Here is a 13,827-nt window from a genome sequence, read left to right as displayed (position 1 = left end):
GCTGACGCAGGCGCGACTCCAGATGGTGCGTGCTGCCGACGTAGTAGCTCCCGTCGGCGCACCTGAGCATGTAGACGTGTGCCATCGCTCGATCCCAGCAGGGTCGGCGAGGGGACGAAGGGAGTTATCCACAGTTGTCGGCGGGCGCCCCCTTCGAGACGGTCGCTGCGCGACCTCCTCAGGGAGCGGTGGGGTGGGACCTCCTCAGGGAGCGGTGGGTGGAGAGTGCGCGGCGGCGCCCCCTTCGAGACGGTCGCAGCGCGACCACCTCAGGGAGCGGTGGGGTGGGACCTCCTCCGGGAGCGGTGGGTGGTGAGGGCGCGGCGGCGCCCCCTTCGAGACGGTCGCAGCGCGACCACCTCAGGGAGCGGTGGGGTGGGACCTCCTCCGGGAGCGGTGGGTGGTGAGGGCGCGGCGGCGCCCCCTTCGAGACGGTCGCTGCGCGACCTCCTCAGGGAGCGGTGGGGTTGCGACCTCCTCAGGGAGCGGTGGGGAGGGGACGCGGACGAAACCTATTGGGGGGCACCACGGCCCGCGTGGTTGCATGGGGCCAGCATTTCCAGACGAAGGGGACCCCATGACGAAAGAGGGCGCGCGCGTAGAGGTGCGCAACCTGACCAAGAGGTTCGGCAGCTTCACCGCTGTCGACGACCTGACCTTCTCGGTCGAGCCTGGCCGGGTCACCGGCTTCCTCGGCCCGAACGGCGCCGGCAAGACGACGACCCTGCGCATGCTGCTCGGCCTCGTGCGCCAGAACCACGGCACGGCGACCATCGACGGCAAGACCTACCGCGAGCTCGACCAGCCGCTGCGGGTCGTCGGTGCCGCGCTGGAGGCGACCAACTTCCACCCCGGCCGCTCGGGCCGCGACCACCTGCGGGTGCTCGCCGCGACGATCGGCGCGCCGAACAGCCGTGTCGACGAGCTCCTCGAGCTCACCGGCATCCCGGCCGCCGCCCGCAAGAACGCGGGCGGCTACAGCATGGGCATGCGCCAACGCCTCGGGCTGGCCGCGGCCCTGCTCGGCGACCCCCGGCTGCTCGTCCTCGACGAGCCGGCCAACGGTCTCGACCCCGAGGGCATCCGGTGGCTGCGGGGGTTCCTGCGCCACCTCGCCGACGTCGAGGGGCGCACGATCCTCATCTCCAGCCACATGCTGCAGGAGATCGAGCAGACCGTCGACGACGTCGTCATCCTCGCCAACGGCAAGCTCGTGAAGGAGGGCACGGTCGACGACCTGCGTGGCGGCGCGACCACCCTCGTGCGCACGACCGACCCCGATTCCCTGCTCGGCGCCCTTCGGGTCGCCGACGTCGTCGCCTCCCGCCAGGAGGACGGCGGCATCATCGCCCAGACCGAGGACCTGCGCCTCATCGGCGACGTCGCGCTGCGCGCCGGCGTCCCGGTGCACGAGCTGCGCTCCCTCGGCGCCGACCTCGAGCAGCTGTTCTTCTCCCTCACCGAGGGCACCAACCGCAATCTCGCCACCGGGGGGCCCTCCGTCCCGGTCGCGGCCGCCACGATCGAGGGCAAGGAAGGGGTGAACGGCTGATGTGGGGTTCCATCACCTCCGAGATCCGCAAGATCTTCACGACCAGGCTCTGGTGGGGCATGGGCATCGGGATGGCGGTCGCCGCCTTCCTCCTGTCGATGGCCGGCGCCTCCTTCCTCGGCCTGACCAACCCGGACGGCTCCAGCGCCGGCTTCGACGAGATGACCCCGGCGCTGGGCCAGATGATCTACACCGCCGGCCTGCTGGGGAACTTCGGCAGCCTCTCGGCGCTCTTCCCGCTGGCGCTCGGTGTCCTGCTCATCACGACGGAGTACCGGCACAAGACCGCGACCGCGACCTACCTGGCCACCCCGCGCCGGTGGGTCGTCGCCGTGGCCAAGACCCTCGCGGTCGTCGTCGTCGGCGCCGTCCTCGGACTCGTCCACGTCATCGCCTCGGTCGGCGGCGGCGCGCTCGTGCTGACCCTCTTCAAGGATGGCGCTCCCCTGCTCCTCGGCAACAGCGAGGTGCTCTCCTCGCTCGGCACCTCGGTCGTCGCGACGATCGTCTGGACGCTCATCGGCTTCGGCTTCGGCATGCTCGTGCGCAACCAGATCGCGGCCGTGCTGCTCGCGGTGGCCTTCGGCTTCCTCGGCCAGCTGATCCTCAACATCGCCTTCGGCCTGCTCGGCTGGACCACCGCGAGCAAGTTCATCCCGGGCAACCTCACGACGGGGATGCTCGTCACGGGCGACCCGACCAACGGCACGATGACCGCAGGCGCGGAGAGCCCGTACTTCACCTGGTGGGTGTGCGCGCTCATCCTCATCGGGTACGCGGCCGCACTCACGGTCGTCGGCTCGTTCCTGAGCAACCGCAAGGACATCAGCTGAGGGGGTTCCCCCTTCGCCCTGACCGAGACTCGGGTGGTGGCTCGTATCCCTCGCGGATCGCGGCCATCGCCCGAGTCTCGTCTGGTGTGGCCGGTGGCCGGGCATGGTGTTCGTCACGTTAGGCTGCCCCGGTGGGTCCGCGCTGACTTCGGGCCCTGATCGCGACTGTGACGAAAGAGGCGTATGCGCCGTGCCTGACCCCCAGGATGGCTCCGTGTCCATGGACGACTTCGGCCCCAACGAGTGGCTGGTGGACGAGCTCTACCAGCAGTTCACGCAGGATCGGAACAGCGTAGACAAGGCGTGGTGGGAGTTCTTCGAGAACTACACGCCGGGACAGGCTGGCGGGAGCTCCAACGGCAGCACGGCGAAGGGGGATTCCCCCGCCGCGAGCGCGCCCGCCGCCAAGGCCGAGCCCAAGAAGGCCGAGCCCAAGAAGGCCGAGCCCAAGAAGGCTGAGGCCAAGCAGGCCGAGCCCGCCAAGGCCGCCCCGGCCAAGGCCGAGACGAAGAAGGCCGAGACGAAGAAGGCCGAGCCCACCCCTCGCGAGGAGCAGAAGCCCGCGAAGGCGGAGGCGCCGGTCGCCGAGGACGTGCACACCCCCCTTCGTGGCGCCGCCGCCCGGGTCGTCACCAACATGGAGGCCTCGCTCGAGGTCCCGGTCGCGACGAGCGTGCGCGCGATCCCCGCGAAGCTGCTCATCGACAACCGCATCGTCATCAACAACCACCTCGGGCGCAGCCGTGGCGGCAAGGTCTCCTTCACCCACCTCATCGGCTACGCGCTCATCAAGGCGCTGCGGATGATGCCGGAGATGAACGTCGGCTACACGACGAACGAGAAGGGCAAGCCGGTCGTCGTCCAGCCCGCGCACATCGGCCTGGGCATCGCCATCGACCTGCAGAAGGACGACGGCTCCCGCCAGCTCATGGTCCCCGCGGTCAAGCCCGCCGAGACGATGGACTTCACCGGCTTCTGGCGGGCCTACGAGGCCGTCGTCAAGAAGGCCCGCGACGGCAAGCTGGCCGTCGAGGACTTCCAGGGCACGACGATGTCGCTGACCAACCCCGGCGGCATCGGCACGGTCCACTCCATCCCCCGCCTCATGAAGGGCCAGGGCGCCATCATCGGCGTCGGAGCCCTCGACTACCCGGCCGAGTGGCAGGGCGCGAGCACCGAGACGCTCAACCGCAACGCGGTCTCCAAGCTGGTGACGCTCACCTCGACGTACGACCACCGCATCATCCAGGGCGCGCAGTCCGGTGAGTTCCTGCGGGTCGTCCACCAGCTGCTCCTCGGCGCGGAGGACTTCTACGACGAGATCTTCGCCAGCCTGCGCATCCCCTACGAGCCCGTGCGCTGGGTCCAGGACATCTCCACGACCCACGACGACGACATCAACAAGGTCGCCCGTGTGCAGGAGCTCATCCACTCCTACCGGGTCCGCGGCCACCTCATGGCCGACATCGACCCGCTGGAGTACAAGCAGCGTCGCCACGAGGACCTCGACATCACGAGCCACGGCCTGACGCTGTGGGACCTCGACCGCCACTTCGCCACCGGCGGCTTCGGCGGCGAGCCCTTCCTCAAGCTGCGCCACATCCTGGGCATCCTGCGGGACTCCTACTGCCGCACCACCGGCATCGAGTACATGCACATCCAGGACCCCGACCAGCGTCGCTGGATGCAGGAGCGCGTCGAGGTCGGCTACGCCAAGACCACGAGCGACGAGCAGCTGCGGATCCTGCGCCGCCTCAACGCTGCCGAGGCCTTCGAGACCTTCCTGCAGACGAAGTTCGTCGGGCAGAAGCGCTTCTCCCTGGAGGGCGGCGAGTCCGTCATCGCGGTGCTCGACCGCATCCTCACCCGCGCCGCGAGCGAGGGCATGGACGAGGTCTGCATCGGCATGCCGCACCGCGGCCGCCTCAACGTGCTGGCCAACATCGCCGGCAAGTCCTACGCGCAGATCTTCCGCGAGTTCGAGGGCCAGCTCGACCCCAGGTCCGTCCAGGGCTCCGGTGACGTCAAGTACCACCTCGGCACCGAGGGTGAGTTCACCGGCGAGGACGGCGAGACGACCAAGGTCTACCTCGCGGCCAACCCGAGCCACCTCGAGGCGGTCAACCCGGTCCTCGAGGGCATCGTGCGCGCCAAGCAGGACCGGCTCAACCACGGCGGCGAGGACTTCCCCGTGCTGCCGATCCTCATGCACGGTGACGCGGCCTTCGCCGGTCAGGGCGTCGTCGCGGAGACCCTGCAGCAGAGCCAGCTGCGCGGCTACCGCACCGGCGGCACGATCCACGTCGTCGTCAACAACCAGGTCGGCTTCACCACCTCGCCCTCGGCGAGCCGCTCCTCGGTCTACTCGACCGACGTCGCGCGGATGATCCAGGCGCCGATCTTCCACGTCAACGGTGACGACCCGGAGGCCTGCGTGCGGGTCGCCGAGCTCGCCTTCGAGTTCCGGCAGAGGTTCCACAAGGACGTCGTCATCGACGTCGTCTGCTACCGCCGCCGCGGCCACAACGAGGGCGACGACCCGTCGATGACCCAGCCGCTCATGTACAAGCTCATCGAGTCCAAGCGCTCGGTCCGCAAGCTGTACACGGAGAACCTCATCGGCCGCAAGGACATCACGCCGGAGGAGGCCGACGCCGCGCTGCGCGACTACCAGGCCCAGCTCGAGCGGGTCTTCGTCGAGACCAAGGAGGCCCTCAAGCAGGGCCCCGACTCCCCCGCCGACCAGGCCGGGTCCGGGTCGAGCGACGTCCCCGACAACGCCGGCCTGGAGCGTCCCGCAGCGCAGACGAGCGACCGCACGAGGCACTCGGCGGTCGACACGGCGATCTCGGAGACCGACCTCAAGCACATCGGTGACGTCTTCGACTCCCCCCCGGCCGACTTCACGATCCACCCGAAGCTGCAGCAGGCGATGCAGAAGCGCGCCGCCTCGGTCAGCGAGGGCGGGATCGACTGGGGCACCGGCGAGATGATCGCCTACGGCTCGCTCCTCATGGACGGCACCCCGGTGCGTCTGGCCGGTCAGGACTCGCGGCGCGGCACCTTCGTCCAGCGTCACGCCGTCCTCATCGACAAGAACACCGGTGAGGAGTGGACGCCGCTGAACTACCTCGGTGGCGACCAGGCCCGCTTCTGGGTGTACGACTCGCTGCTGTCGGAGTTCGCGGCCCTCGGCTTCGAGTACGGCTACTCCGTCGAGCGTCCCGACGCGCTCGTGCTGTGGGAGGCCCAGTTCGGTGACTTCGTCAACGGCGCGGCCACGATCATCGACGAGTTCATCTCCTCCTCGGAGCAGAAGTGGGGCCAGAACTCCTCGGTCGTCCTCCTCCTGCCGCACGGCTACGAGGGCCAGGGGCCGGACCACTCCTCCGCCCGCATCGAGCGCTTCCTCGCGCTGTGCGCGCAGAACAACATGACGGTGGCCTTCCCGTCGACGCCGGCGAGCTACTTCCACCTGCTGCGTCGTCAGGCCTACCACCGTCCGCGTCGTCCGCTCATCGTCTTCACGCCGAAGTCGATGCTGCGCCTCAAGGCCGCGAGCAGCCAGCCGGAGGACTTCACGACGGGCACCTTCCGCGCGGTCCTGCCGGACCTGGTCCAGCCGAAGGGCGACCAGGTCACCCGGGTGCTCATCGCCGCCGGCAAGGTGACGTGGGACCTCGAGGCCGAGCGCAAGAAGCGGGGCGACGAGACCACCGCGATCCTGCACCTCGAGCGCTTCTACCCGCTGCCGGGCGAGGAGCTCGCGGCCGAGCTGAAGCACTACCCGAATGCCGAGCTCGTGCTCGTGCAGGAGGAGCCGCAGAACCAGGGTGCATGGCCCTTCCTCGCCATGAACCTGCCGGGTGACCTCGCCGCCCATGGCGAGACCCGCACCCTGCGTGCGGTCACCCGCCCGGCGAGCGCCTCCCCGGCGGCCGGCACGGCGAAGAAGCACGCAGCGGAGCAGGCGGAGATCATCCGCACCGCCTTCGATCGCTGATGTACTTCACCGACCGCGGGATCGAGGAGCTCGCGGACCGGCGTGGTGAGGAGCAGGTCACTCTCGAGTGGGTGAGTGACCAGCTCCGCACCTTCGTCGACCTCCACCCCGAGTTCGAGACGCCGATCGAGAGACTCGCGTCGTGGCTGGCACGCCTCGACGACGATGAGCTCGACGACGAGTAACGTCGGGGGCCAGTCCACTTCCGTACCGACCCCCAGGAGCACCCCCGACGTGAGCGGCCACCCGATGACCGACGCTGCCGGCAACGAGTTCACCCCGAGCGCCACCTTCACCACGGAGGACGGACGACGGGAGATCGCGCTGGTCTTCATCGGCGACAGCTTCGTCGCCGGTGTCGGTGACGACAAGGCCCTCGGCTGGACCGGTCGGGTCATGGCCCGCACCTCGGTCCCCGAGGCCCTCGTCGCGCAGTACAACCTCGGTGTGCGCGGCGAGACCGCCGGTGGGGTCGCCGAGCGGTGGCTCACGGAGGGCGTGCGTCGCTTCGACGGCGTCACCGAGCGTCGGCTCGTCGTGCAGGTCGGTCACGCCGACGTGCAGGCGGGCACCTCGATCGCCCGGCTGCGGCTCAACCTGGCCAACATCCTCGACGAGGCCTCGAGCCAGGGCGTCGCGACCTTCGTCGTCGGTCCCCCGCCGTCCGCCGACCCCGAGACCAACGACGCGCTGCGGCACGTCGTCGAGGCCCAGCGCGATGTCTGCGACCGCCGCGGCGTGACCTTCGTCGACACCTTCACCCCGCTCGTCGGGCACGACCAGTGGGAGTCCGACCTCGCCGCCTCCGTGGACGGCACGCACCCCGGCCAGGCCGGCTACGGCCTCATCGCCTGGCTCGTGCTGCACCACGGCTGGGGCGAGTGGCTGGGCTAGAGGTCCCCCCTCCCGGTTCGAGGTAATCCCGACCGGCTATCCGGTCGCTCACCCGTCGACCCCTGATACCTCGACCCGCGTCATCCCCACACCTCCTGCGTGAGCGGCTCCCGTCCACCGATGGCGAGCGCACCCCGCGGGCGAAGGGAGAGCCCGTCACCGTGCTCTCATGACCACCAGGGAGACCCCGCTCGAGCGGCACCGGCGCGTGCTGGCCGTCGCGGCCGACACGGACCACGTCATGAACCATGCCGCCCTCCGCGCGATCGACGTCACCAGGCAGCAGGCGGCCCGCCAGGTCGCGGCCGGTCGGTGGGCGCGGCACGGCAGCCAGACCTTCGCCATGCACACGGGCGAGCTGAGCTTCGAGGCACTGTGTCGCCGCGCGGTGTGGGAGGTCGGGGAGCGGGTCACGCTCGTCGACGGGGTCACCTCCCTTCGCCTCGCGGGCCTCAAGGGGTGGCAGGACGACGACGTGCACGTCTCGCTCCTGCACACCCACGACCCGAGTCCGCGCGGGGGCATCCGGATCCACAAGGTCATCCGCAGGACCGAAGGGGAGGCCCTCACCCTCGGCATCCCCCGCACCAGGCCCGCCGTCGCCGCGATCCGGGCGGCGCACTGGGCGGCGACAGACCGAGCGGCCGCGACGATCCTCGCGATGACGGCGCAGCAGCGCCTCGCTACCGGGTGGCAGCTGGTCGACGCTCAGCACGAGGTGCGGGGTCGCACTCGACGGGCCTTCATCAAGCAGGTGGTGCGTGACGTCGCCGACGGCGCCCAGTCGCTCGGCGAGTTGGACTTCACGGCCGCCTGCCGCTCGCGTGGCCTGCCCGAGCCCACCCGTCAGGCCGTGCGCCGGGGCCGGGACGGTCGCGTCTACCTCGACGCGTACTTCGAGGAGTACGGCGTGGTGGTCGAGATCGACGGCGCGGGCCACCTGTGGGGGCTCACCGGTGTGGCCGACGCCCTGCGCGCCAACCAGGTCGTCATCGACGGGGACCGGGTGCTGCGGATCAACCTCATCGGGTGGCGGCTGGACGAGGACGCCTTCATGGACCAGCTCACCTTCGCCCTCGGGTCCAACTGGGCACGGGACAACCTCGCGCGGTACCTGCGCGACCACCCGGACGTCACGCCCCCTCCCCCGATCCCGGCGCCGTCGCCTCGCCCCCGACGCCCGCGGGGCCAGGCCCCCCGGACCCGTTCGAGGTAAAACCGGTCGAAGGGTGAGCGACCGGATAGCCGGTCGGAGATACCTCGACCCATTGGGCCGCTCATTCGAGGTATCAGGGGTCGAAGGGTGAGCGACCGGATAGGCGTCCCCGAATACCTCGAACGGGCAGCTCAGGCGCCCAGCACCCGCTCGGTCGCCGAGTACCGCTCCTCGGCGGCGGCCTTCTGCGGCCGCCACCACGCCTCGTTGTCGCGGTACCACTCGATCGTCGCCGCCAGCCCGGCCTCGAAGTCCTCGTACGCCGGCTCCCACCCGAGCTCGGAGCGCAGCCTCGAGGCGTCGATGGCGTAGCGCCGGTCGTGGCCAGGCCGGTCGGTCACGTGGTCGAAGTCGTCCGCGGACCGCCCCATCAGCCGCAGCACGGCCTCGACGACCCGTCGGTTGTCGACCTCGCCGTCGGCACCGATGAGGTAGGTCTCCCCCAGCCGGCCGCGGTCGATGATCGTCCACACCGCGCTGTTGTGGTCGTCGACGTGGATCCAGTCGCGCACGTTGAGCCCGTCGCCGTAGAGCCGCGGACGGCGCCCGTCGATGATCTCGGTGACCTGGCGCGGGATGAACTTCTCCACGTGCTGGCGCGGCCCGTAGTTGTTGGAGCAGTTGGAGATCGTCGCGGCCACGCCGAAGGACCTCACCCACGCCCGCACGAGCAGGTCGGACGCCCCCTTCGTCGACGAGTAGGGACTGGACGGGTTGTACGGGGTCTCCTCGGTGAACCGCTCCGGCGCATCGAGCTCGAGGTCGCCGTAGACCTCGTCGGTGGAGATGTGGTGGTAGCGCACGTCGTGGCGGCGCACGGCCTCGAGCAGCTGGTAGGTCCCCATGACATTGGTCTCGACGAAGATCCCCGGCGACGCCAGCGAGTTGTCGTTGTGCGACTCCGCGGCGAAGTGCACGACGACATCCGACTCCCCCACCAGCGCGTCGACGAGCCCACCGTCGCCGACGCTTCCCTCGACGAGCCGCACGCCCGTCCCCTCGAGCGAGGACCGGTGGCCCGCGTACGTCAGCGCGTCGAGCACCGTCACCTCAGCGTCCGGCCGCGTCGCCAGGGTCTGGTGGACGAAGTTGCTCCCGATGAACCCGGCCCCGCCGGTGACGAGTACGCGCATGTCAGATCCCCTCCACGTAGCGCCGCAGCGCATCCATTTGGTCGACCGGCTCGTACCCGGCCGCCCGAAGCTTGTCGAGCGCGAGCGTGGAGTGCGTCGGCCGCGGCGCCATCGGCCGCCCGGCGGCGTACTCGGCCGTCGTCACCGCCACGACGTCCTCGCGGGCGCGGCCGCGCAACGCGAAGACCTCCCGCGCGATCCCGGCCCAGGTGAGCGGGGGCCCGTCCTGCGTGACGTTGTACGTGCCGAAGGGAGCGGACCGCGCCACCAGGTGCAGTGTCGCCGCGGCGATCTCGTCCGCGAAGGCCAGCCTCCCGGTCTGGTCGTCGACGACGGAGGGGGACCTCCCTTCGTCGGCGAGTCGGGCCATGGTCCGCACGAAGTTGCCGCCCTCCCCCACGACCCACGACGTGCGCAGCAGGTAGTGCCGCGGCGCGACGGCGACGGCGAGGTCACCGGCGGCCTTGGTGCGGCCGTACTCGCCGAGCGGGGCGAGGGCCTCGCTCTCGTCGTGCGTCTCGACGTGCCCGTCGAAGACGTAGTCCGAGGAGTAGTGCACGAGCGTGAACCCGTCGCTCACCGCGCGTCGGGCCAGCTGCGCAGGCAGCTGCGCGTTCAGGCGCCAGGCGAGCCGGGAGCCCTCAGGAGTCTCGGCGTCGTCGACCGCGGTCATCGCGGCGGCGTTGATCACGAGGTCGTGCCGGGTGAGGTCGTAGGCGTCGAGCGCGGCGGGGTCGGTGAGGTCGAGCTCGGCGCGCGTCGGCGCGACCGCGTCGGGCAGGAGCGCGCGCAGGGCCCGGCCGATCTGCCCGGTCCCGCCCAGGACGAGCGCCGGCTTCGGGACGAAGGGGGTGACCTCCCCCAGCTGCGGGTTCGCCCGGTCCTTGTCGCTGATCTCGCTCTGCGACAGCGGGATCGGCCAGTCGATCGCGACGCTCGGGTCGTCCAGCGCGAGCGCTGGATAGGTCAGGCCGGGGCGCCAGTGGGCGTTGACGAGATAGCTGTAGACGGTCTCGTCGGCGAGCGCCTGGTAGGAGTTGCCGACGCCGCGGGGCACGAAGACCGCCGTGCCCGGCTCGACCTCGAGGGTGAAGCTCGTCCCGAAGCCCTCCCCCGCGCGCAGGTCCACCCACGCACCGAAGATCCGCCCGTGGACGACCGTGACGTACTTGTCCCACGGCTCCGCGTGGATGCCGCGGGTCGCGCCGCGCGCGTCGTTGTGGCTGATGTTGTGCTGGACCGGCCCGAAGTCCGGCAGCCCCGCCGCGACCATCTTCGCCCGCTGCCACGCCTCCTCGAACCACCCGCGGGCATCGCGGTGGACGGGCGTGCGCACCACGAGCAGCCCGGGGACTGGCGTGCGCTCGACGGTGAGGTCCATGCAGCGAGGCTATCGGCGCGGAGCTGCCGAAGGCCGGGCCCGGCCCCCTTCGACCGTGGTGTCGTCGTGACCCGGGACGCCGTCGTGCCGACCGGCGTGGGCAGGGTGAAGGACGGGGGCGGGGCGGCGGCCTCCGGCAGACCGGCCTCAGCTGCGCGGAGGTGAGCGCTCCCGGGCCCAGGGTTCGATGGGCGGCGGGTGGAGCGTCGGTCCGGGGACGTCGTCCTCGGGGGTCAGTGCCACCCGATCGCGATCGCGTCCACCCCTGGCGCAGGCGGTCCCGGCTGGAGGGTCTGAGTCGATGACCGCGTCGAGCTCCAGGAGCAGCAGCTCGTCATCGCCGAGGACCTCAAGGAACCGCTCCACGGCTGCCTCGGTGAGGTCCTCCTGCGGGATCGTGCCGGTGAGCACGGCGCACCTCGCTCAGGCGTCGATCGCCTGCCGGCCCTCACCGCGGCCGGCAGCGATCTCGATCTTGCGGGGCTTGGCCTGCTCGGCGACCGGGATCCGCAGGGTGAGCACGCCGGCGTCGTACGAGGCCTCGATGTGCTGGGTGTCGAGGTTGTCGCCGAGGACGAGCTGCCGGCTGAAGGTCCCCCTGCGGCGCTCCGCCGCGATCATCTCCTGGTCCCCGCTCCTCGCCGGCCGCTCGGCCGTCACGGTGACGACATTGCGCTCGACGTCCAGGTCGATGTCCTGCGAGGCGAGTCCGGGCAGGTCGAACTCGACGATGAAGGTCTCGCCCTCACGCCACGCATCCATGGGCATCGCCGTGGGAGCCAGGCTCCCGTCACCGCGAAACAGCTGCTGAGTGACGCGGTCGAGCTCCCGGAACGGATCGGTGCGCATCAGCATCTGTGCCATCGTGTCCAACTCCTTCCCTCGTGGTGGACCACCACCTGATCTGTGGTGGCGGTGATAGATTTTTTATAGCAAGATCGAGCGAGACGGACAAGACCCGAGGAGCGAGATGACGGCGACTGATCCGACGCGTGGCGTGTACGGGATCTCGGTGGCGGCGGACCTGGTGGGGATGGGTTCGCAGCAGCTGCGCTGGTACGAGACGCAGGGGCTGCTGAGTCCCGACCGCACGCCCGGAGGCACCCGGCGCTACAGCGACGAGGACCTGACGCGCCTGCGCCGCATCGACGCGCTCCTCGACGCCGGGCTCAACACCGCCGGCGTCGCGATGGTCATCGAGCTGCAGGACGAGATCGACGACCTCAATGAGGAGCTCACCCGAGCACGACAGCCCTGACACCCCCTGGAAGGACACGGATGTGGACACCCGAGCGCTCCCCTTCCCGCCGGCCCGTGGCGCGGACCGGCACGCCACGCGGGACATCGGCACGCCCGCGACACCGCTGGACTCCCTCACCGTGCGGGAGCTGATCGCGCGGCTCGCCCGCACCGAGGACCAGCTCAACCTCGCGCGGTTGCAGGACGGTGCGGGTGGATCGGAACCGGTCGGCCACCTGCTGAGCGAACAGCTGGAGATCATCAGCGAGCTGCGACGACGCCATTGACACCGGTCGAGGGCCTACGCTCGGGCTCATGCGCGGGATCATCCTCGCCGGGGGGACGGGGTCCCGGCTCCACCCGATCACCCTCGGCGTCTCCAAGCAGCTCCTGCCGGTCTACGACAAGCCGATGATCTACTACCCGCTCAGCACGCTGATGCTGGCGGGGATCCGCGACATCCTCGTCATCACGACGCCGCAGGACGCGCCTCAGTTCGAGCGGCTGCTCGGGGACGGGAGCCAGCTGGGCGTGTCGATCACCTTCGCGCAGCAGCCGAGCCCGGACGGGCTCGCGCAGGCCTTCCTCATCGGTGAGGAGCACCTCGCGGGCGGGCCCGCAGGGCTCGTGCTCGGCGACAACATCTTCTACGGGCCGGGTCTGGGCACGCAGCTGCGGCACTACGCGCACATCGAGGGTGCGGCGGTCTTCGGGTACCAGGTCGTCAACCCGCACGACTACGGCGTGGTCGACTTCGACGACGAAGGGCGGGCCCTGCACCTGGAGGAGAAGCCCGCCAACCCACGCAGCCGGTTCGCCGTGCCGGGTCTGTACTTCTACGACGAGACCGTCGTCGAGCGGGCCCGCGGGCTGCGCCCGTCAGCACGTGGCGAGCTGGAGATCACCGACCTCAACCGCACGTACCTGGACGAAGGGAGGCTGCAGGTCGAGGTCCTGCCGCGCGGGACCGCGTGGCTCGACACCGGCACCTTCGCCTCGCTCAACGACGCCAGCAACTACGTGCGCACCCTCGAGAACCGGCAGGGCCTGAAGATCGGCTGCCCCGAGGAGGTCGCCTGGCGGATGGGCTTCATCGACGACGCCGCCCTCCGCGGGCGCGCCGAGCCCCTGGTCAAGAGCAGCTACGGCGCCTACCTCCTCGACCTGCTGACCTGACCCCCGCTCGCAACCCTTTACCGCTCCCTGAGGAGCTCGCGCCCCCTCACCGCTCCCTGAGGAGCTCGCGCAGCGAGCGTCTCGAAGGGACGCCCTCGCCCCTCTCACCGCTCCCTGAGGAGCTCGCGCAGCGAGCGTCTCGAAGGGACGCCCTCGCCCCTCCCCCCGCTCCCTGAGGAGCTCGCGCCGCGAGCGTCTCGAAGGGACGCCCTCGCCCCTCCCCCCGCTCCCTGAGGAGCTCGCGCCGCGAGCGTCTCGAAGGGACGCCCTCGCCCCTCCCCCCGCTCCCTGAGGAGCTCGCGCCGCGAGCGTCTCGAAGGGACGCCCTCGCCCCTCCCCCCGCTCCCTGAGGAGCTCGCGCAGCGAGCGTCTCGAAGGGACGCCCCCTCGCTCCCCGAGG

At 70.6% G+C, this 13,827-nt stretch carries 13 protein-coding genes and 1 pseudogene; 9 read left to right on the top strand and 5 right to left on the bottom strand.

Annotated features, from left to right (window positions below):
- A pseudogene (locus ABC138_RS14890) lies at window positions 1-70 on the bottom strand (GIY-YIG nuclease family protein); the annotation flags it as partial.
- A gap of 507 nt (window positions 71-577) precedes the next feature.
- Here ABC138_RS14890 and ABC138_RS14885 point away from each other — a divergent pair.
- The 6 genes from ABC138_RS14885 (at window position 578) to ABC138_RS14860 (ending at window position 8,498) form a co-directional block, all read left to right on the top strand.
- Entirely contained in the window at window positions 578-1,552 is a 975-nt protein-coding gene (locus tag ABC138_RS14885; protein WP_345914177.1) for an ATP-binding cassette domain-containing protein, read from the top strand.
- Window positions 1,552-2,385, top strand: coding sequence for an ABC transporter permease (locus ABC138_RS14880; protein ID WP_068422646.1), 834 nt, complete (start codon window positions 1,552-1,554; stop codon window positions 2,383-2,385). Before ABC138_RS14885 ends, ABC138_RS14880 begins: the two co-directional genes overlap by 1 nt.
- Window positions 2,386-2,605: 220 nt before the next feature.
- Window positions 2,606-6,388, top strand: a complete 3,783-nt coding sequence (locus ABC138_RS14875; RefSeq protein WP_345914181.1) for a multifunctional oxoglutarate decarboxylase/oxoglutarate dehydrogenase thiamine pyrophosphate-binding subunit/dihydrolipoyllysine-residue succinyltransferase subunit — start codon at window positions 2,606-2,608, stop codon at window positions 6,386-6,388.
- Entirely contained in the window at window positions 6,388-6,573 is a 186-nt protein-coding gene (locus ABC138_RS14870) for a DUF6104 family protein (protein WP_068325322.1), read from the top strand. The genes ABC138_RS14875 and ABC138_RS14870 overlap by 1 nt, the downstream gene beginning before the upstream one ends.
- Window positions 6,574-6,622: 49 nt before the next feature.
- Window positions 6,623-7,282, top strand: a complete 660-nt coding sequence (locus ABC138_RS14865) for a GDSL-type esterase/lipase family protein (RefSeq protein WP_082807565.1) — start codon at window positions 6,623-6,625, stop codon at window positions 7,280-7,282.
- Window positions 7,283-7,451: 169 nt separating this feature from the next.
- Window positions 7,452-8,498, top strand: a complete 1,047-nt coding sequence (locus tag ABC138_RS14860; RefSeq protein ID WP_068325324.1) for a hypothetical protein — start codon at window positions 7,452-7,454, stop codon at window positions 8,496-8,498.
- A gap of 131 nt (window positions 8,499-8,629) precedes the next feature.
- On the opposite strand, the gene rfbB is transcribed toward ABC138_RS14860, so the two are convergent.
- The 4 genes from rfbB to ABC138_RS14840 all read right to left on the bottom strand — a co-directional run bounded on the left by rfbB (window position 8,630) and on the right by ABC138_RS14840 (window position 11,867).
- Window positions 8,630-9,631 carry a dTDP-glucose 4,6-dehydratase gene (gene rfbB, locus ABC138_RS14855; protein ID WP_345914176.1) on the bottom strand — a complete coding sequence of 334 codons (1,002 nt, stop codon included), beginning with the start codon at window positions 9,629-9,631 and terminating at the stop codon, window positions 8,630-8,632.
- Window position 9,632: 1 nt separating this feature from the next.
- Window positions 9,633-11,012: a bifunctional dTDP-4-dehydrorhamnose 3,5-epimerase family protein/NAD(P)-dependent oxidoreductase gene (locus tag ABC138_RS14850; protein ID WP_345914175.1), complete on the bottom strand. Its 1,380-nt coding sequence runs from the start codon at window positions 11,010-11,012 to the stop codon at window positions 9,633-9,635.
- A 147-nt stretch (window positions 11,013-11,159) separates the two neighbouring features.
- The gene (locus tag ABC138_RS14845) at window positions 11,160-11,423 is read right to left on the bottom strand and encodes a hypothetical protein (protein ID WP_345914174.1); all 264 of its coding nucleotides are present in this window, start codon (window positions 11,421-11,423) and stop codon (window positions 11,160-11,162) included.
- A 12-nt stretch (window positions 11,424-11,435) separates the two neighbouring features.
- Window positions 11,436-11,867 (bottom strand): Hsp20 family protein, encoded by a 432-nt coding sequence (locus tag ABC138_RS14840; protein ID WP_068423186.1) that lies wholly within the window; start codon window positions 11,865-11,867, stop codon window positions 11,436-11,438.
- A gap of 115 nt (window positions 11,868-11,982) precedes the next feature.
- On the opposite strand from ABC138_RS14840, the gene ABC138_RS14835 reads away from it, so the two are divergent.
- From ABC138_RS14835 to rfbA, 3 genes are read left to right on the top strand one after another with little or no spacing between them, the layout of a single operon-like run.
- Window positions 11,983-12,270 (top strand): MerR family transcriptional regulator, encoded by a 288-nt coding sequence (locus ABC138_RS14835; RefSeq protein WP_068422660.1) that lies wholly within the window; start codon window positions 11,983-11,985, stop codon window positions 12,268-12,270.
- A 22-nt stretch (window positions 12,271-12,292) separates the two neighbouring features.
- Window positions 12,293-12,538, top strand: coding sequence for a hypothetical protein (locus ABC138_RS14830; RefSeq protein WP_068422662.1), 246 nt, complete (start codon window positions 12,293-12,295; stop codon window positions 12,536-12,538).
- Between the two features lie 28 nt (window positions 12,539-12,566).
- A complete protein-coding gene (gene rfbA, locus ABC138_RS14825) occupies window positions 12,567-13,427 on the top strand; it encodes a glucose-1-phosphate thymidylyltransferase RfbA (protein ID WP_345914173.1) in 861 nt (286 codons plus the stop codon).
- Window positions 13,428-13,827 lie beyond the last annotated feature (400 nt).

Origin of the sequence: Janibacter sp. LM (assembly GCF_039631275.1) — a bacterium.
Lineage (GTDB): Bacteria > Actinomycetota > Actinomycetes > Actinomycetales > Dermatophilaceae > Janibacter > Janibacter terrae.
This window is presented reverse-complemented; position numbering and strand designations above follow the sequence as displayed.